This window comes from Streptomyces sp. NPDC025618 (assembly GCF_055558795.1).
The window spans coordinates 24,506-41,208 of the sequence record NZ_JBVHLW010000028.1 but is presented as its reverse complement, the minus strand read 5'-3'; the positions used below and the strand labels follow the sequence as shown (position 1 = coordinate 41,208).

The window sequence follows — 16,703 nt, the reverse complement described above, 5'->3', positions numbered from 1 at the left end:
GGTGCGGTCATCCACGGGGGCGGGGGCAGGCGGGCCGGTCGAAGGCGACGGGCAGTTCGCCGACGCCACGGCCGAGGACGGCGGGGATCCAGGAGAGTTCATCTTCGGGGACGGCGAGGCGCAGACCCGGCAGGCGGGTGACCAACGTGCCGAGAGCGACCTGGAGTTCGACGCGGGCCAGGGCCGCGCCGGGGCAGAAGTGGCTGCCGTGTCCGAAGGCCAGGTGGGAGCCCTGCGCCCGGTCGAGGTCGAGCGTGTCGGGGTCGGGGAAGCGCTCGGGGTCGCGGTTGGCGGCGCAGAGGGAGACGATGACGGAGTCGCCAGCGGGGACGCGCCTGCCGTGCAGCTCGGCGTCCTCGGCGAGGAAGCGCCAGGTCGTGAGCTCGAAGGCGCTGTCGATGCGCAGGAGTTCCTCGACCGCTGCGGGCAGCAGACCGGGCTCGGCGCGCAGCCGCTCCAGTGCCTCGGGCGCTCGGAGGAGTGAGACGACGGCGGTGGTGATCTGATTGGTGACGGGCTCCTGGCCGGCCACCAGCAGCTGGAAGATCATGGAGTCCAGCTCCTCCTGGGTCAGCTCGCCGGCGTCGCGGGCGGTGACCAGCCGGGAGAGCAGCCCGTCGCCGGGCGCGGCGCGCCGGTCGGCGACCACCTCGGCGATATAGCCCTGGAGTTCGCGCAGCAGCGCCTCATAGGCGGGGCGGCCCGGATCGGTGGGGCCGACGGGGGCGACGACCTTGCCCCAGTCGCGCCGGAAGCGGGTCGCGAGGTGCGGCGGCAGGCCGATGACCTCGGCGAGCACCTGGAAGGGGAACCGCGCGGCGAAGCAGCGCACGAGGTCCGCGGAGGCCGCGTCGGCGGGCATGGCGTCGACGAGCGCGTCGGCCATCTCCTGGAAGCGGGGGCGCAGCTCCTCGACCCGGCGCGGCGCGAAGGCGTCGGTGATCAGGCGGCGCATCGCGGTGTGCTTGGGCGCGTCCTGGTGGAGGAGGTGGACCTGGAGCTGGGAGTGCTGCGGCTCGGGCATGATCGAGGCGTTTTCGCGCCAGCGGTCGTTGCCGAGCGCGTGGTTCTTGCCCAGCCGGGGGTCGGCGAGGGTCCGCTGGGCGGCGGCGTGGCCGGTCACGAGCCAGGCGGTGACACCGCTGGGGAAGCGCACCCGGTGGAGGGGCCCGGCCGCGCGCATGCGCGCGTAGAGCGGGTAGGGGTCCCGCTTGTATTCGGGTCCGTAGAGGGGAATCGGCTCGGGCAGCGGCACGGCGGGGGCTCCTCGCGAAGTCGTGGACCCCAAGGAAGTCGGACGGGGCGGGCGATGAGTTCCCGCCGGATCGTCCAGAACTCACGGACGATGAGCCCCCGCCAGGTCGCGCCGTACAGACGGCGGGCCCCCGCCGGTTCGCGCCGCGCGAAGGGTGACGGGCGATTCCTGGGTAGTCGGCCGCGGAGGCCCCCTGGTTCCCATACACGAAAGGGACAATCCTCACGCGCCGTGAAACCGTCGCGGGCGGCCGGACGCGGCGCGCGACGTGTCACGATGCGGCGATGACCGCTCGTCGTCTTCTCAGTCCGAGTCTCCTCGGCCCGTACGGATCCCTGCTCGGCTTCGTCCTGTTGCTGGCCGCCCTCTTCGGCGTCGCGTACGCCGTCGGCTCGGCCGCCGGACCCGCGGCCCCCGGCATACACCGCACCGGCGGTGGCTCCGGAGGCTCCGGTTCCGGCGGCGGTGGCATGGGCGGGATGGGCGGCATGCACGACATGGGCGCGCCCGTGGGCCCGGTGGTGGTCCGATGAGCACCGCGAGTCCCATGGCGCCCGCCGCCACCGAGATCGTCGTCGGCGGGATGACCTGCGCGGCGTGCGTGGCGCGGGTGGAGAAGAAGCTCGGGCGGCTCGACGGCGTGACCGCCACCGTCAACCTCGCCACCGGCCGGGCCCGGGTCAGTCACCCCGCCGGGGTGACGGCGGCGGAGCTGATGGCCGTGGTGGAGGGCGCGGGCTTCACGGCGTCGCTGCCGGAGCCGGAGGTCACCGAGGCGCCGGCCGACGGCGCGGCCGCGGCCTCCGCGATGACCCGGCTGATCGTCACGGCCGTGCTGTCCGTGCCCGTCCTGGTGCTGTCCATGGCGCCGGGGCTGCAGTTCCGCAACTGGCAGTGGCTGTGCTTCGCGCTGGCCACCCCGGTGGCCGTGTGGGGCGCGTGGCCCTTCCACGAGAAGGCGCTGCGCGGCCTGCGGCACTCCACCGCGACCATGGACACGCTCGTCTCGCTCGGCGTGCTGGCCTCCTACGCATGGTCGGCGTACGCGCTGTTCTTCGGCGGGGCGGGCGATCCGGACATGCGGATGCCGTTCACGCTGGTGCCGTCCATGGGTGGTGGCACGGCGGACGTCTATCTCGAAGCGGTGGTCGGCGTCCCGCTGTTCGTGCTGGTCGGCCGGCTGCTGGAGGCGCGGGCCCGGCACAGTACGGGGTCGGCGCTGCGGGCGCTGGCCTCGCTCGCCGCGAAGGACGTCGTCGTGCGCGACGCCGACGGCACCGAGCGGCGGGTGCCGATCGCCGAGCTGCGGGTCGGCGACCGCTTCGTCGTACGCCCCGGTGAGCGCGTGGCCACCGACGGCGTGGTCGTCGCGGGCAGCTCGGCGCTGGACCTGTCGCTGGTGACAGGCGAGAGCGCGCCCGTGGAGGCGGGCCCCGGCGCGGCCGTGGTCGGTGGCGCCGTCAACTCCGGTGGCCTGCTGGAGGTGCGGGCCGAGGCGGTCGGCGCGGACACCCAACTGGCGCGGATCGCCCGGCTGGTGGAGGACGCGCAGGCGGGCAAGGCCCGGGTGCAGCGCGTGGCCGACGCCGTCGCGGGGGTCTTCGTCCCGGCGGTGCTGGCCGTGGCCGTCACCGTGCTCGGCTTCTGGCTGGGCGCGGGCGCGCCGCCGCAGTCGGCGGTCACGGCCGCCGTCGCGGTGCTCGTGGTGGCCTGCCCGTGCGCGCTCGGCCTGGCCACGCCGACGGCCCTGCTCGCGGCCACGGGCCGGGGCGCGGGCCTGGGCATCCTGGTGTCGGGCCCGCAGGCGCTGGAGGGACTGCGCCGGGTGGACACCGTCGTGCTGGACAAGACGGGCACGCTGACGACCGGTTCGATGGCGGTGACCGGGGTGACGGCCCGCGCGGACGGGCTCGGCTCCGAAGAGGCACTGCGGCTGGCCGCGGCGGTCGAGCGGGGTTCGGAGCACCCGGTGGGCCGGGCGGTGTGCGCGTATGTGCCGGACACGGCCGCCCTGCCGGAGGTCACCGGGTTCGCGGCGACGCCGGGCCGGGGCGTCTCGGGCCGGGTCGGTGACCGGCTCGTGGAGGTGGTCCGGCCGGAGGAGGCCGCCGCCCCGGCGAAGAAGAAGCCCAGGAGGAGCGGGCTGCCGGAGGCCCTGGCCACGGCGGTGCGCGAGGCGGAGCGGGACGGCCGGACCGTGGTGCTGGTCCGGGTGGACGGCGCGCCCGAGGCGGTCGTCGCGCTCGGCGACTCGGTGCGCACCGGTTCGTACCGCGCGGTCGACCACCTCAAGCGGCTCGGTCTGCGGCCGGTGCTGGCCACCGGGGACAGCGAGGGCGCCGCGCGGGCCGTCGCCGGGGAGCTCGGCATCACCGAGGTCCACGCGCGCGCCACGCCCGAGGACAAGGCCGCGCTCGTCCGTGAACTGCGCGCCCAGGGGCGCCGGGTCGCGGTCATCGGGGACGGCGTCAACGACACCGCGGCGCTGGCGGGTGCCGACCTGGGCATCGCGATGGGCAGCGGTACGGACGCGGCGATCGGCGCGGCGGACGTGACGCTGGTGCGCGAGGACATGGGCGCGCTGGCGGACGCCGTACGCCTGGCCCGCCGCACGTCGGCGACGGTCCGCGCCAACCTCGCCTGGGCGTTCGGCTACAACCTGGTCACCGTCCCGCTCGCCGCGGTCGGTCTCCTGAGCCCGATGTTCGCCGCGGCCGCGATGTCGGTCAGCTCGGTGCTGGTGGTGGCCAACAGCCTCCGCCTGCGCGGCTGGCAGCCGGCGCCCGCGGGCCTGAGCCGTACGCACTCCCCCGCCCGGCGCCGCCCGGCGTCCCGGAGCACCGCCGTCCAGACACGAGGTGACGCGTGAAGACGCAGCTTCCCTCCCCGCCCGCCAGGCCACTCGCCGCGACCGCCCGCGCGGCCGCCGTGCCCGTGATCGCCTGTGCCGTCGCCCTCGGCGGCCTGTGCGCGTGGACGGCCTCCGGCGCCGCGGGCCGGCCCGCGGCGATCGAGGTCGAGGACCCCCGCGTCCTGCTCCCCTTCGGCACGGACGACACGGCGGCCTTCGTCAAGCTCCGCAACACCGGTGACGCGGACGACGAGCTCGTCGGCGTCGAGGCACCGACCGCGGGCGGCGCGATGCTCAGCCGCACGGTGGTCAAGGACGGCGCCGGGTCGATGCGGATGGTCCCGGCGGCGACCGTCCCGGCGAACGGCACCCTCGAGATGTCACCGCACGAGCTGGACATCATGGTGGCGTCCCCGCCCCGCCTGCGCGTCGGCGACCGCCTCCCGCTGACGCTCCGCTTCCGCGACAGCGGCACGGTGCGGGTCGAAGCGGTGGTGGTCCGCCCGGGGAACCGGGGATAGACGGCGGCACCAAACGGTACGAAGAGCGCCACCGAGCGGTACGAAGAGCGGCACCGAGCCGTACGAAGAAGGGGGCGAGGCTCATGACGAGCCCCGCCCCCGCTTCATGTCCGGCCGGTCAGGCGGCCCCGGCCAGCACCGGGGCGGCCCGTACGGCATCCCGCTCGGCCGTCTCCAGCTGGCTGATCAGCGCCTCGCGCGCCCGCGCCACGCGGGAGCGCACCGTGCCGACCGGGCAGCCCGACACGAGGGCGGCCTCCGCGTACGGCAGGCCCAGCAGCTGGGTCAGGACGAACGCCTCGCGCCGCTCGTACGGCAGGCGGTCGAGGAGTTGCGAGAGGGCGACGCCCTCGTCGAAGCCGGGCAGCTCCGCGGACTGCGCCCGCTCGGCGGCCGACTGCCAGTCGTCGGTGTCCGACAGCCGGGGCCGGGCCGCGTTGAAGCGGATCCGGTCCACGACGGTGCGGCGCGCGATGGTCAGCAGCCAGGTGCGGGCCGAGGAGCGCCCCTCGAAGCGGGGCAGCGAGCGCAGGGCCCGCAGATACGTCTCCTGCACGAGGTCGTCCGCGCCCTGCGGGTCGTTGCTGAGCCGCGCCACGTATCGCCGTACGTCGCTCTGGGTGGCGCGGATGAAGCGCTCCACGGCGTCGGCGTCACCGCCGCGGGCCGCGAGCGCCCAGGTGGTCACCGTCTCGTCGTCACGCACGGCGGCCCCCCGCGTGGGGGGTGGTGCGCGGGGCTCCGGCGACGCCGGGGACGATGGCGGGGTGCACTGCGTCGAGTCCCGTACCGCCCTGTCCGCCCGCGTCGACGGCGAGGAGCCGCCGCCGGAGGTCTCCGGCCCGGCGCTCGACGCCCACCTGCGGGAGTGCGCCGCGTGCCGGCACTGGGAGGCAGGCGCGCGGCGGCTGAAGCTGCTGTCGGCGGGCCTGGGGGACATCTGACGCGCTGGGTACGGCCGTACGGCGCGTGCCGAGGGCAGGGGGGACGTGCTGTCGCGGCACGCCCCATGTGCGGGCAGGGGTCATCGCCCTGGGTCCTTCCTGGAAATCCGGGCGCCCTGGAGTGCGGGTCGGCCCGGTGACGTGGTTCGGCGCGAGGGGTCGCCGTCAGCCGAAGGCGACGGCGACGCGGGCCGGTGGACCACGTGTGTCCAGGACATGGGCGTAGAGCAGCTGCCGCAGGCGCTGCGCGGCGCGCGTCCGGTCGGCGCGGATGCGCGGCGGCCCGGAGGGCGTCGGAACGTCCCGGAAGAGGACGAGCAGCGGGGCAAAGAGGCGGGTGCGCAGGGTGCGGCCGAGCCGGAAGGCGGCCTGTTCGCCGCCGGAGAGCCAGACGCCGCAGACGACCGCGACGAGGACGTGGGCGGACCACATGCCGAGGGCGCCGTGCCCGGCGTGCATGGCCATGGAATGACCGGCCATGGAGTGACCGGACATGCCGGCCATGCCGCCGCTCATGTGCCCCATGGCGCCGCCCAGGTCACCCATGGCACCCATCGACGTGCCGGCCATGCCGCTCATGGACCCGGCCATGTCGTGCCCCATGGGCATGCCGGGGTCCGCCCCCGGCATGCCCGCCAGCAGCCCGGCGCGTGCGGCCGCGGCCGCACGGGCCGCGTTGGCCGCGACGTTCTGGGAGAGGGCGAAGAAGGAGTGCAGTCCGGTCTGCGCCCCGACGGTGGCGAGTGTGATCAGCAGCGGGCCGCGTTCGCGTCCCGCCATGAACCACGCGCCGCTGCCCGTCGCGCACAGCGCGACCGCGACGGCCCACCAGGGGACGGTCGTGCCGGACATGACCGCGTGTCCCAGGGCAGCGAGCAGCACACAGACCGCTGCGAACACCGCGGCTCGCAGCGCTCGCGGACCCTCGTGCGCCTGCCCTGCTCTCATGACGTGCACATCGTTGCACCCGCTCCGCGCGGGCGGACGGCGGGGGGCGCCTTGACGCCCGCACGACCCCCCGCACGGGCGCATGGGTCCGCCCGGTCCGCCGCCCCCTCCCGGCATGCCGGAAAGTCACACCATTCACCGCAAAGAGTGAACAATTGACCAACACCCAACAAATCGGTTACGTGATCGATGCCTATAGTTGACCGGGTGTTTTCGCGAACAGACATCGCCGCGCGGCGGCGACCCCAGGTGCTCCTGTGGGCCGCGGCGGGCGTGGCAGCCGTCGTGCTCCTCGTCGCGCTGGAGATCGCCGCCCGTCGCTACGCCGGCGTGCCCGGGCCGCTGACGACCCAGGTGCGCGAGGTGATCTTCGCCCCCAAGCCGGGGCCGCTGTACGGCGGCATGGCGTTGATGATGGTGGTGCTCACCTGGCGGCAACGGTTCATCGCGGCCGGCGCGGCGATCGGCATCGACGTCGTCTTCGTGCTGGTGCGGTGGGCGGTCGGCGCCGAGGTGCCCGAGGGCCACTACTTCGGCAACGGCGCGTTGTGGGTGATGCTCGGCTGCGCGGTCATCGCGCTCACCCGCCGCACCGGCCGCGAACGCACCCTGATGCTGAAGGGCGTCGCGCTGGGCCTGCTGCTGGTGGCCGGCCGCAAGATCGGCGACACCTGGCTGCTCATCACGGCGAAGACCCGCCCGACGGTGCTCGACCCGTATCTGGCCACCGCCGACCACGCGCTGGGCAACCCGTCCTGGGCGATGGGCCGGGTCCTCGACGCCATCGGCCCGGTCGGCGACCGTCTCCTGGGGACCGTCTACGCCCAGCTCGCGGTGGCGGCGATCGTCGTCGCGCTGTACCAGCTGCGCAACGTCGCGACCGAGCGCCGCTTCCCGCGCCACCACCTCGTACGCACCTTCCTGGCGATCGGCCTCCTCGGGCCGGCGATCTACATGATCTTCCCGGTGGTCGGACCGGTCTTCGCCTACGGCCCGGGCGCCTCCGGCACCGGCGGCGTGCAGTGGGCGGTGGCCGACCTGTGGCCGCACACACCGCCGCCGGTCCACATCCCGCACCCGGTGCCCTACGACACGATCACCCCGCGCAACTGCATGCCCAGCCTGCACACGGCCTGGGCCACCGCGATCTTCATCCACACCCGCAAGGGCCCGCGGCTGCTGCGCTTCGCGGGGGCGTTCTGGCTGGTCGCCACGCTCAGCGCGACGCTGGGATTCGGCTACCACTACGGCGTGGACCTCGTCGCCGGCGTGGTGTTCTCGCTGACGATCGAGACGGCTCTGCGCACCTACGACCGCGGCTGGGACCGCTCGGGGATCCGGCTGGTCGCCTACGGCACGGCGGTCTTCGCCGCACTCCTGGCGGCATACCGCTGGCTGCCGGTGGAGATGGCCGGGCACCGGTGGGCCTTCGGACCGCTCCTCATCCTGGCGATGGCCTCGGTGATCTACGGCTACGTACGGACCACCAGGCGCTGGGAGGCGAAGGAGCGGGAGCCCGCGCCGATGCCGCGCGCGGAACCGCAGCCCGAACTGGTCTGAGCCACGTGTGGCCCGCGCCGCAAGGCGACGATCCGCCCCGTACCGTCCGCCCGGCGGTACGAGGCGGTGGGCCGTCGGCTCGGGGGAAGGGCCGACGGCCCGGGTCCCGTCGCTCCAGTGGGACTCGCGTCTTCGAGTCAACCGTGCGGCGGGCCACGCCGGGAAGCGTGTGCGCGGGGGCGGCGTGGGTGCGCCGCGCACACCCCGTGTGAACGGTCAGCCTCCGCTCGACTGCCGCCCCGCGCGCGAGCCCGCCTTGGTTCCGCTTTTCGCTCCGCTCCTGGCTCCGCTCTTGGCTCCGCCGCCGCGGTTGGGCAGCCAGGCGGCACTGGTCGTGTCACCGAAGCGGGTGCCTATCGCGCCCTTGATCACGGAGAGGGCGGCGGGCAGGGACGCGATCGCGGCCGCCTTGAGCGCGGAGACGTCGGTCAGGTCGAAGCCGTCGGCGATGAGAAGGCCGAGGAAGGTGGTGACATAGGCGGCGAGGGTGCGCTCGAGGATGTCGAGGAGAACTTTCTTGGACAGGGCAGTCATGGCCTTCTTGTGTCTCTTCCGTTCGCGTCGTATGGCTGAAGGGGCAGCGTGCTGGGTGCGCCGCCCGTACCGCAAGACCTGACGGACAGTGAGACTCCGCACGGAACCTGTGCGGGCCCCGCCCCCTGTGGGATGCTGCCCTCTTTGCGGGGGCTGCCGAGGGCTGGGAGGGTCCGCATGGTCAACCCATGGCTGGCGCTGGTGTCCGGCGACGACCCCGCGCGGCGGCGCCGCGCGGTCCGTGACGCCCACGCGGCCTTCGTGACCGGGGGCCCGGCGGGTCCCCGTGTACGCGCCGTGGTCGCCGACTCCTGGCGGCGCTCGGCGAGAGCCCTGCCCGCGCCCGAGTTCCTCGCACCGGTCGAACTGACCGGCACCGAGCTGGAGACCTACCGCCGCGCGCACCCGCTGGCCGCCGCGCTCCCCCTCTTCCGCGAGCTGCTCGGCTCCATCGCCGCCGACGGGGCGCACCTCTTCTCCGTCTGCGACGCCGCGGGCCGGCTGCTGTGGGTGGAGGGACACACGGGCGTACGGAAGGGGGCCGAGCGCATGAACTTCGTCCCCGGCGCCCGCTGGGACGAGACCCACGCGGGCACCAACGCCCCCGGCACCGCCCTGGCCCTCGACCACGCCGTCCAGGTCTTCGCCACCGAGCACTACAACCGCCTCGTCCAGCCGTGGACCTGCGCCGCCGCGCCCGTGCACGACCCCCGCACCGGCCGGCTGCTGGGCGCGGTGGACATCACCGGCGGTGATCAACTGGCCTCACCCCACAGCCTGGCGCTCGTCCAGGCCACCGCCCGCGCGGCCGAGGCGCGGCTGGCGGCGCCGGAGCCGGTGCCCGGCTGCGTCCTGTCGGTGCTCGGCCGGGACGAGGCGCTGCTCGTCGTGGACGGGCGCCGGTTACGCCTGGGCCGCCGGCACAGCGAGATCGTCGCCCTGCTGGCCGCCCACCCCGACGGGCTGACGGGCGAGCGGCTCGCGGCGGCGCTCTACGGCGACCGCCCGGTGCCCCCGGTGACCCTGCGGGCCGAACTGTCCCGGCTGCGGCGGCTGGTCGGCCCACTCCTCGCGTCCCGCCCGTACCGGCTGCGCGGCGAGGTCGACACCGACTTCAACTGCCTGGAGCGGGAGTTGGCCGCGGGCGGCCTGCGGGCCGCGCTCCGCGCGTACGGCGGTCCGCTCCTCCCGCTGTCGGAGGCGCCGGGCGTGTGCCGGATGCGGCGCCTTATGGAGGCCCGGCTGCGCGGCGCGGTGCTGACCAGCGGCGACGCCGCCGCACTCCAGATGTGGGCCGAGGCCCCGTGGGGCGAGGAGGACTTGGAGGTGTGGGAGCGGTTGCTGGCCGCGCTTCCGATGAGCGCGCCGCAGCGGCGGTCGGTGGCGGCGCGGGCGCGGCGGCTGCGGGAGGAGTACGGGGCGGCGTACGCGGTGAACGGCCGGGCAGCGTACGGGCCGGGAGGCCGGGCAACGTTCGCGCAACCTGCCCGGGGCTAGCTTCCGAGGCGCACCTCCGTCGTACCCCCGCTTCCGGAAGGCCGTCCTCATGACCCGCTACGCCGACCCCGGCTCCCCCGACGCGATCGTCTCCTACCGCCCGCGGTACGACCACTGGATAGGCGGTGAATACGTCCCGCCCAAGCAGGGGCAGTACTTCGAGAACCCCACCCCGGTGAACGGCCGCCCGTTCACCGAGATCGCCCGCGGCACCGCCGAGGACGTCGAGCGCGCGCTGGACGCCGCGCACGCCGCCGCGCCCGCGTGGGGCCGCACGTCGCCGGCCGACCGGGCGCTGGTCCTGCACCGCGTCGCCGACCGCATGGAGGAGCACCTGGAGGAGCTCGCGGTCGCGGAGTCGTGGGAGAACGGCAAGCCGGTCCGCGAGACGCTGGCCGCGGACATCCCGCTCGCCATCGACCACTTCCGCTACTTCGCGGGCGCGATCCGCGCGCAGGAGGGCGGCCTCTCCCAGCTCGACGACGACACGGTGGCCTATCACTTCCACGAACCGCTCGGCGTGGTCGCCCAGATCATCCCGTGGAACTTCCCCATCCTCATGGCCACGTGGAAGCTCGCCCCCGCGCTGGCCGCGGGCAACGCGGTCGTCCTCAAGCCGGCCGAGCAGACCCCGGCGTCGATCCACGTATGGCTGGACCTCGTCGCCGACCTGCTGCCGCCGGGCGTGGTCAACATCGTCAACGGCTTCGGCGTGGAGGCCGGCAAACCGCTGGCGTCGAGCCCGCGCGTCGCCAAGATCGCCTTCACCGGCGAGACGACGACGGGCCGCCTGATCATGCAGTACGCCTCCGAGAACCTGAAGCCGGTCACCCTCGAACTCGGCGGCAAGAGCCCGAACATCTTCTTCGACGACGTCTCCGCGGCCGACGACGACTTCCTCGACAAGGCGCTCGAAGGCTTCACGATGTTCGCCCTCAACCAGGGCGAGGTCTGCACGTGCCCGTCCCGCGCCCTGATCCAGCGCGGCCACTACGCGGCCTTCATGGAAGCGGCGGTGGCCCGCACCGAACGCATCGTCGCGGGGCACCCGCTGGACACCACCACCATGATCGGCGCCCAGGCGTCCAACGACCAGCTGGAGAAGGTCCTCTCCTACCTCGACATAGGCCGCCAGGAAGGCGCCCGGGTCCTCACCGGCGGCACCCGCGCCGAACTGGGCGGCGAACTGGAGGGCGGCTACTACGTCCGCCCCACGATCCTCGAAGGCGACAACAGCATGCGGGTCTTCCAGGAGGAGATCTTCGGCCCGGTGGTGGCGGTCACGCCCTTCACGGACTTCGACGACGCGATGACCCTCGCGAACGACACGCTCTACGGCCTGGGGGCGGGCGTCTGGACCCGCAACGGCACGACGGCCTACCGGGCGGGCCGCGCGATCCAGGCGGGGCGGGTGTGGACGAACTGCTATCACGCGTATCCGGCGCATGCGGCTTTCGGAGGTTATAAGCAGTCGGGGATCGGGCGGGAGACGCACAGGATGATGCTGGATCACTATCAGCAGACCAAGAACATTCTGGTGTCGTATTCGGCGAAGAAGCTGGGCTTCTTCTAGAGGCACGAAAAAAGGCGCCTGACCTGGGCTTTTGCCCGTCAGGCGCCTTCCGGCCGCCCCCTCGGAGCAGGGACCCGTTTACGTCGTAACTCCCAGTTCGTCCCACCGCTATCCCGTTCCTGACCAGCTCTTCCGGACCAGTCACGGACCAAAAGCCCCGTTCACCTCGCAGACGACGAGCCCTGGCTGACGCGGTCCCACTCCTGCAGGGACTGCTCAATGAGGCGGTTGGCCTGCTCCCGGACACCGTCCAGGAACTTGGCGTAGTGACGGAAGAGGACCTCGATGCTCTGGCCCGCGCGGCGAGCGCATTCGGCCGGGTCCACACCGGAGTACAGCCGGAACGAGATCCCGGCATGCCGGAGATCGTAGGGCCGCTTGGCCAGCTTGGAGGCAAGCTCCGTACGGGTCAGCACGTACTTCCGTGCCCGCGACCACGTCGTGCCATACGCAGCTGCGTCCACGTAGTTGCCCGCCTGGTTTCGGAACAGCCGGCCGTCCGGCGCCACGCCAAACCGTTCAATGTGCGCTCGGAGCATGCGCACGAACTGCGGCGGGATGGGTACGGGCCGGGTTGCGGTCTCCGCTCGGCGCTTCAGCGAGTGCACCTCGTGCACGGCACCGTCGTCCGTCCACTCCTTGCCTGCGATGACGACACCGCCCCGACAGATTGAGCATCCCCCACCCAGCAGCCGCCTTGCCGTCCAGTTTGCGGCACAGGGCGTCCAGCGCACGTCGCAGAACATCAGCTTCCGCGAGAGCACTGACGGGCAGGGAGTTTCGCTGCTTCCAGTCAAGGGCCTTACGCCACTCCTCGCTCGGGGCTTGGGCCCACGCCCACCGCTGGTCGAGGTATTCGTGGGCGAGGTCATACCATGTCGTCCGCTGCTTGATAGCTCGCAGTTCGGACGCCGGCAGACCCGTGTGTTCGTCGAAAGGCTCACCGTCGCGCGCCGCCGTCATCAGCTTTGAGCGTCTGCTGTCGGCGAGCCCGAAGGTCATGAACGATTCGGATTTTTCGCGACCATTAACCGTCCACCGGACCATGTACGGCTTGCGCCGGTCGAGGCGCTCGCGTATGTCCCAGAACCGGACGTTGTAGCTCATCCCCAATGTATGGAATCCCTCTCACACGCCTCCCACCAGGCGTCCAGATCACTTCACCGGCATCGCAGCTCACCGTTCGGCAGTTTGACCATGCGCGGCGCCAGCCCACGGGCACGTAGCCGATAAAAGGCGGACGGACTCATCCGGATTTCTGCAAGCACTTCTGTAAGTTTCAGGGCAGGCGGGCGCGCCATTGACTGTCACCTTTCAACTCGGGGATCGCGAAGAATCGGTCGGAAAGGCGCCGCTTTGACCGATCAGTGCAGGCCGGACGCTCCGACACCTCCTTTACTGATGCCAGGCAACCCAACCCGCTGTTCGCGAGGCTCCACCGCCAAGCACAGCCACACGCGAACGAGACCAATGATCCGGAGGACACCCGGTTTCGCTAACCGGGGATCACCGGCTGTATAGCGGCCAGCACACTTGACCGCGGGAATGTCGGCCAGCCGCTCAAGGACTCGGGCTGGCCGAGCGGAGCGCTGGCTCCCTGCGCGATGCAGCAGCCGTGAGGAGTCCGCCGTCGGCCAGGCGTAAGGCTGCCGAGAGCCGGGCCTTCGCGAGCTTCTACGGCACAAGCGACGTGCCTCGCGTTGACTCCGGGATGCCCCTGTCAGGAGTCAGCTGAGCCCTCGCAGCATTCAGCGCACCAAGGCCGAACAATACGGAGCTGGTGAAGCGAAGGACGCCCATTCCGGCGCTGGACAGTTGAAACTCCTGGTGCGCTCTGAAGCGGCAACGCCAGAGGGCGCCGGCTGCCCGGTATTTCCGGGAGCGTTGTACGTTGACATGGTTCGGCCCTTGGCTCCAGCCCTGTAGGGCGGTATCCCGTCTGCCGTGAGCGAATCCGCCCCGAACTTCCCCTGCCACGAGCTGTCGTTCAGCCGGTTGCTTCCAACCGTGTCGCGCGGTCCAGGGCACCAGGCTATGCGCATGGGGCCTGTTATTTGGTCTTCCTCCTGAGCCTCCGTGCCTCACATTGGCCGGGCATCCTGTCCATCCATCGCGGTTCTCGACGATTTGATCAGCGGGCCGGCGGGGGTGCCGATGTCCGCGCCGGACTGCGTCCGGGCACCGGGGGGTAGCCCTGACGAGAGGGACGAGGAAAAGGGACAGGGAGGAATGAGCATGGTTGTTCTGGATCTTCAGGTCATGGCTGCCGTCCGCAGGGTGTACGACGCCCGGGACGGAGCGTTCGACGGCTCTACGGCCGGTGCGGACAGCAACACCAGCACCCTGCTCCGCGAAGGAGCGATCACGTCATACGGGCCCGCACCGTGCGTCGGCCGCCACCGCCGGAAGGGCCGGCCCGCCCCGCGGCCCCAGACAACTACCGGCCCGGGTGCGGGCCGGGCAAGACCGCCGTGAGCCGCCGAACAGGCCTGGCCGGTCAAGAAGTTCAGCCTGGAGCACTCCTCTGATAACCCGGCGCGGCACAAGCCGGGCCTATCCCGCCAAAGGGCACTGCTCACTCGATTGCCGGTGCCCCGACGCACGCCCTCGTCACCCACACGGACGTCTTCCCGGGACACCGCTCGACGTCAAGGCAGCGCGCGCGTTCACCCCCGACGCCGTCGGGGCGGGACCAGGCCCCCGCGCGCCTCCCCGTACCCTACGCGCGCCACCGGGTGCGCGGTTGTGGGCGGACGGCGGCGTGGCGTGCACTGGAGGCAGCCGAAGGAGAAGGGCGGGAAGTGCCGCTCTCGGTGCACGGGTGGGACGTACCGCCGGTCGCGGCGCGGGGTGGTGCACAGCGGGGAGGGACTCTTGGGCGGTGGCCGCGCCCGGCACGTCGCGCGTGTGGTGGGGCGCCTGCTGGCCGAGCAGGTCCGTGCCCGCCGGGCGAAGCCCGGGGAGGGCACCGAGGAGCAGGCGCGGGCCGTCCGGGAGGCGCTGCAGGAGCTGGGCCCGTTCTACATCAAGGTGGGGCAGATGCTCTCCACCCGGCCTGACTTCGTGCCGCCGGCCGTCCTGGAGGAGCTGGGGCAGCTGCACGACCAGGTCACCCCCGCGCCGTTCAGTACTTTCGAGCCGGTGCTCGCGGCGGAGCTCGGGCCGCGGTGGCGGCGGCTGTTCAAGGAGGTCGACACTTCGGCGCCGTTGGGTGCCGCCTCGCTGGCGCAGGTCTACCGGGCGCGGCTGGCCGACGGCTCGCTCGTCGCGGTCAAGGTCCAACGGCCGGGTGTGGAAGAGGTGATGGCCGGGGACATCCGGCTGCTGCGCCGGGCCGCCCGCCTCCTGGCGCGGGCCGCTCCCCGGTTCACCACAGTGGCGGACGTGCCGGCCATGCTAGGTGTGCTGTTCGAGGCCATGGAGGCCGAGACCGACTTCCGGGTGGAGGCCGGCCACATGCGCCGGGCCCGTGAGCTGTGCGAGGAGTTCACGTATCTGTCCGTGCCGGAGGTGCTGCTGCCGCCGACCCGGCGGGTACTGGTGCAGGCGCTGGCCCCGGGCGTGTCGATCCGGGATGCCGACCGGGGTGCGTTCACCGCCGCGCAGCGCGCCGGCATCGGCCGGGACCTGATGGCGTTCATGTTCCGGGGTTACTTCCTCGACCGGTTCTTCCACGCGGACCCGCATCCGGGCAACGTCTTCGTCGCCCCGGGCGAGCCCGCGCATCTGATCGACTGGGGCATGGTGGGCCGGATGGAGAGCGGTACCAGCCGGCACCTGGTGCTGGCCCTGCTCAACCTCGCGGCCAACGACGGCGCGGGCCTGGCCGCGGCCTGGATCGACATGGGGACGGCCACGACCTGGGCCGACGTCGCCGGATTCCGCTCCGACATCAGCCTGATCGTCCCGAGGATCTCCTCCGTCACATTGGAGGAGCTCAACTTCGGCGTCACCCTGACCGCCGTCCTCGCGCACGCCACCCGCCGCGGCATCCGCACCAGCCCGGTGATCTCGCTGCTGGGCAAGTCCTTCGCCAACCTCGAAGGCGCCATCCGCTACCTGTGCCCGGAGCTGTCCATCACCGACGTCTTCGCCGACAACCTCCGCACCGTCGTCTTCGGCCTGGCCCGCGAGACCCTCTCCGAACAGCAGGCCGCCCGCACCGCCCTCGATCTCATGATCGCCGCCCCGGGAGCCCTCCAGCAGACACGGGGGATCCTGCGCGCCTTCGCCGAGCAGGACCTCACTTTCCACGCCAAGGTGGCCGGCGAGGACGACCGGCGGAAGAGGGCCACGGACGCCGGGTCCTGGCCCTTCTGGGCCGCCCTTGCCCTCGCCGGCTACCTCGCCCGCGGCAGGAGGAGATGAGCCGGCGCCCTGACGCTCGGCCCCGGCGCTGCCCTCCGGGGCCGACGGCAACGAGCCTGTCGTGTCCGCGCCGGCGTGCAGTGCCCTGGCGCGGCGACGGATGGCGAGCGTGCGCGTCGACCGGGCCACCGGCATCTGTAGCAGCTCCTCCGCGGCGCGGCCAGACGGCACTTCCGCCGCGCACGCCGCCCGGAGTGTGCCGAGCGCGCCCGATGCGCTCGCACGCCGCCTGGTGCGGGATTGTCGGGGAGGGGGGTGTGGCGCGCACTGGAAGGAAGGAGTCCGGGGGCGGGGGCCGGCCGCGGCTCGGTGCCGGGTGCGGTCGGCGCGCCCCCGGCGGACGCGGACGCGGGAACCACCCGGTGGCTGTAGCGACCTTGTGGAGGACATGTGGCCGGTGGCCGCGCTCGGTACGTCGTGCGGGTGCCGGGGCGGCTGCCCAAGGAGCCGGTCCCAGTGCGAGGGTGGCGGAAGGGGGGCTCGAAGGCCGTCTTCTCCGGTGAGGTAGGCGCCGCACGTCTCCTCCCAAACTCGACGCCACCTCCCCTACCGAAACCGTCCAACCGTCCCCCGCAACCACCGAGACCCCGACGTCACCAGGGCCCCGAAACCGTCGGCGCGGCCGTCCGCCACAAGGGAGCACGGCCGCCCC

Annotated in this window: 15 protein-coding genes; 8 read left to right on the top strand and 7 right to left on the bottom strand. The window is 72.8% G+C overall.

Annotated elements, in window-relative coordinates; translation table 11 throughout:
* Nucleotides 1–7: 7 nt before the first annotated feature.
* On the bottom strand, nt 8–1,255 hold the full coding sequence (locus ACZ4A5_RS22325; RefSeq protein ID WP_467586747.1) for a cytochrome P450 family protein: 1,248 nt from the start codon (nt 1,253–1,255) through the stop codon (nt 8–10).
* A 284-nt stretch (nt 1,256–1,539) separates the two neighbouring features.
* Between ACZ4A5_RS22325 and ACZ4A5_RS22320 the strand changes: the two genes are divergently transcribed.
* The 3 genes from ACZ4A5_RS22320 to ACZ4A5_RS22310 are packed head-to-tail and all read left to right on the top strand — an operon-like array spanning nt 1,540 to nt 4,627.
* The gene (locus tag ACZ4A5_RS22320; protein WP_467586744.1) at nt 1,540–1,788 is read left to right on the top strand and encodes a hypothetical protein; all 249 of its coding nucleotides are present in this window, start codon (nt 1,540–1,542) and stop codon (nt 1,786–1,788) included.
* Entirely contained in the window at nt 1,785–4,124 is a 2,340-nt protein-coding gene (locus ACZ4A5_RS22315; protein WP_467586741.1) for a heavy metal translocating P-type ATPase, read from the top strand. Before ACZ4A5_RS22320 ends, ACZ4A5_RS22315 begins: the two co-directional genes overlap by 4 nt.
* Nucleotides 4,121–4,627, top strand: a complete 507-nt coding sequence (locus tag ACZ4A5_RS22310; RefSeq protein WP_467586738.1) for a copper chaperone PCu(A)C — start codon at nt 4,121–4,123, stop codon at nt 4,625–4,627. The genes ACZ4A5_RS22315 and ACZ4A5_RS22310 overlap by 4 nt, the downstream gene beginning before the upstream one ends.
* Nucleotides 4,628–4,745: 118 nt before the next feature.
* Here ACZ4A5_RS22310 and ACZ4A5_RS22305 read toward each other — a convergent pair whose 3' ends face one another.
* Nucleotides 4,746–5,333, bottom strand: coding sequence for a sigma-70 family RNA polymerase sigma factor (locus tag ACZ4A5_RS22305; protein ID WP_467586734.1), 588 nt, complete (start codon nt 5,331–5,333; stop codon nt 4,746–4,748).
* Between the two features lie 61 nt (nt 5,334–5,394).
* On the opposite strand from ACZ4A5_RS22305, the gene ACZ4A5_RS22300 reads away from it, so the two are divergent.
* Nucleotides 5,395–5,571, top strand: coding sequence for a zf-HC2 domain-containing protein (locus ACZ4A5_RS22300; RefSeq protein ID WP_467586731.1), 177 nt, complete (start codon nt 5,395–5,397; stop codon nt 5,569–5,571).
* 165 nt (nt 5,572–5,736) lie between these two features.
* On the opposite strand, the gene ACZ4A5_RS22295 is transcribed toward ACZ4A5_RS22300, so the two are convergent.
* A complete protein-coding gene (locus tag ACZ4A5_RS22295) occupies nt 5,737–6,423 on the bottom strand; it encodes a hypothetical protein (protein ID WP_467586728.1) in 687 nt (228 codons plus the stop codon).
* A gap of 285 nt (nt 6,424–6,708) precedes the next feature.
* Here ACZ4A5_RS22295 and ACZ4A5_RS22290 point away from each other — a divergent pair, with 285 nt between their 5' ends.
* Nucleotides 6,709–8,079, top strand: coding sequence for a phosphatase PAP2 family protein (locus ACZ4A5_RS22290; protein WP_467586725.1), 1,371 nt, complete (start codon nt 6,709–6,711; stop codon nt 8,077–8,079).
* A 216-nt stretch (nt 8,080–8,295) separates the two neighbouring features.
* Here ACZ4A5_RS22290 and ACZ4A5_RS22285 read toward each other — a convergent pair whose 3' ends face one another.
* Nucleotides 8,296–8,613, bottom strand: a complete 318-nt coding sequence (locus tag ACZ4A5_RS22285; RefSeq protein WP_467586722.1) for a holin — start codon at nt 8,611–8,613, stop codon at nt 8,296–8,298.
* Nucleotides 8,614–8,790: 177 nt separating this feature from the next.
* Here ACZ4A5_RS22285 and ACZ4A5_RS22280 point away from each other — a divergent pair, with 177 nt between their 5' ends.
* Together ACZ4A5_RS22280 and exaC are read left to right on the top strand one after the other, a co-directional pair.
* Nucleotides 8,791–10,110, top strand: coding sequence for a GAF domain-containing protein (locus ACZ4A5_RS22280; RefSeq protein WP_467586719.1), 1,320 nt, complete (start codon nt 8,791–8,793; stop codon nt 10,108–10,110).
* A 49-nt stretch (nt 10,111–10,159) separates the two neighbouring features.
* Nucleotides 10,160–11,683: an acetaldehyde dehydrogenase ExaC gene (exaC, locus tag ACZ4A5_RS22275; RefSeq protein WP_467586716.1), complete on the top strand. Its 1,524-nt coding sequence runs from the start codon at nt 10,160–10,162 to the stop codon at nt 11,681–11,683.
* 161 nt (nt 11,684–11,844) lie between these two features.
* Here exaC and ACZ4A5_RS22270 read toward each other — a convergent pair whose 3' ends face one another.
* Genes ACZ4A5_RS22270 through ACZ4A5_RS22260 form a run of 3 tightly spaced genes read right to left on the bottom strand, consistent with a single transcriptional unit; the run spans nt 11,845 to nt 12,984 of the window.
* On the bottom strand, nt 11,845–12,147 hold the full coding sequence (locus tag ACZ4A5_RS22270; protein WP_467586713.1) for a hypothetical protein: 303 nt from the start codon (nt 12,145–12,147) through the stop codon (nt 11,845–11,847).
* Nucleotides 12,148–12,202: 55 nt separating this feature from the next.
* Nucleotides 12,203–12,790, bottom strand: coding sequence for a hypothetical protein (locus ACZ4A5_RS22265; RefSeq protein ID WP_467586710.1), 588 nt, complete (start codon nt 12,788–12,790; stop codon nt 12,203–12,205).
* A gap of 53 nt (nt 12,791–12,843) precedes the next feature.
* Nucleotides 12,844–12,984, bottom strand: a complete 141-nt coding sequence (locus tag ACZ4A5_RS22260; RefSeq protein ID WP_467586708.1) for a helix-turn-helix transcriptional regulator — start codon at nt 12,982–12,984, stop codon at nt 12,844–12,846.
* Between the two features lie 1,573 nt (nt 12,985–14,557).
* Between ACZ4A5_RS22260 and ACZ4A5_RS22255 the strand changes: the two genes are divergently transcribed.
* Nucleotides 14,558–16,051 (top strand): ABC1 kinase family protein, encoded by a 1,494-nt coding sequence (locus ACZ4A5_RS22255; RefSeq protein WP_467586705.1) that lies wholly within the window; start codon nt 14,558–14,560, stop codon nt 16,049–16,051.
* Nucleotides 16,052–16,703: the final 652 nt, after the last annotated feature.

Bases quoted from the DNA above. Each gene is read 5' to 3' on its own strand.
- ACZ4A5_RS22320 (WP_467586744.1), top strand. From the start codon at position 1,540: ATGACCGCTCGTCGTCTTCTCAGTCCGAGTCTCCTCGGCCCGTACGGA.
- ACZ4A5_RS22315 (WP_467586741.1), top strand. From the start codon at position 1,785: ATGAGCACCGCGAGTCCCATGGCGCCCGCCGCCACCGAGATCGTCGTC.
- ACZ4A5_RS22295 (WP_467586728.1), bottom strand. From the start codon at position 6,423: ATGTCCGGCACGACCGTCCCCTGGTGGGCCGTCGCGGTCGCGCTGTGC.
- ACZ4A5_RS22290 (WP_467586725.1), top strand. From the start codon at position 6,709: ATGCCTATAGTTGACCGGGTGTTTTCGCGAACAGACATCGCCGCGCGG.
- ACZ4A5_RS22285 (WP_467586722.1), bottom strand. From the start codon at position 8,613: ATGACTGCCCTGTCCAAGAAAGTTCTCCTCGACATCCTCGAGCGCACC.
- ACZ4A5_RS22280 (WP_467586719.1), top strand. From the start codon at position 8,791: ATGGTCAACCCATGGCTGGCGCTGGTGTCCGGCGACGACCCCGCGCGG.
- exaC (WP_467586716.1), top strand. From the start codon at position 10,160: ATGACCCGCTACGCCGACCCCGGCTCCCCCGACGCGATCGTCTCCTAC.
- ACZ4A5_RS22265 (WP_467586710.1), bottom strand. From the start codon at position 12,790: ATGAGCTACAACGTCCGGTTCTGGGACATACGCGAGCGCCTCGACCGG.
- ACZ4A5_RS22260 (WP_467586708.1), bottom strand. From the start codon at position 12,984: ATGGCGCGCCCGCCTGCCCTGAAACTTACAGAAGTGCTTGCAGAAATC.